The 644-nt window shown below is 67.2% G+C and carries 1 protein-coding gene and 1 pseudogene; both read right to left on the bottom strand.

Features of this window, described 5'->3' with window-relative positions:
* Nucleotides 1-275: pseudogene (locus tag HKK72_RS40430) on the bottom strand (hypothetical protein); the annotation flags it as partial.
* Nucleotides 196-594 (bottom strand): IS5 family transposase, encoded by a 399-nt coding sequence (locus HKK72_RS43080; protein ID WP_187239466.1) that lies wholly within the window; start codon nt 592-594, stop codon nt 196-198. The pseudogene HKK72_RS40430 and the gene HKK72_RS43080, both read right to left, overlap by 80 nt.
* Nucleotides 595-644 lie beyond the last annotated feature (50 nt).

The raw sequence follows: 644 nt of genomic DNA, 5'->3' as shown, positions 1-644 counted from the left end.
CGGCCAGGCCCACGCCGGGCGATGCGGATCTGATCCATCAGCGGGATGAAACGCGGTGAATCACCGTGCTGGCCGGGGCTGAGGATCCGGGCGATCGGCCGGCACCGGCGGTCGGCGACCAGGTGGATCTTCGTGCTCAGCCCGCCACGAGACCGCCCCAGCGCCTCACCGCCCGGACCGGCATCGGGATTCTTGTCATTCGCCTGCGCCCCCCGCGGGCACATCAGCGGCCGGGACATGGCGAGCGCCGGCCGCGTGCTGGTGGGCGCGGGCAACGGTCGAATCAGCGCTGACCGCCCAATCCTCACCCTCGGCCTCATCGGCCCCGGCCCGCAGCCGATCGAGGATCCTCTCCCACGTCCCATCCAGTGACCAGCGGCGATGCCGGTTATAGACCGTCTTCCAGTTCCCGTACTGAGCGGGCAGATCCCGCCAGGTACAGCCCGCCCGGCTCCGGAACATCACCCCATTGATCACGGTCCGGTGATCGTTCCACCGGTGTCCCTGCCGCGGATGCGCGGGTAGAAGCGGGGCCAGCAACTCCCACTCCTCATCGGTCAGATCATGACGCTTCAGCCGTTCATCAACATCCACCCGGATGGTCTACAGAACCCAAAGATCAAGATCTACAGGACACGCCCTAG

The organism is Actinomadura sp. HBU206391 (assembly GCF_014323665.1).
In the GTDB taxonomy this organism is placed as follows: domain Bacteria; phylum Actinomycetota; class Actinomycetes; order Streptosporangiales; family Streptosporangiaceae; genus Actinomadura_C.
Note: the sequence above shows the minus strand (reverse complement) of the source record. Positions and strands in the feature narration are given on the sequence as shown.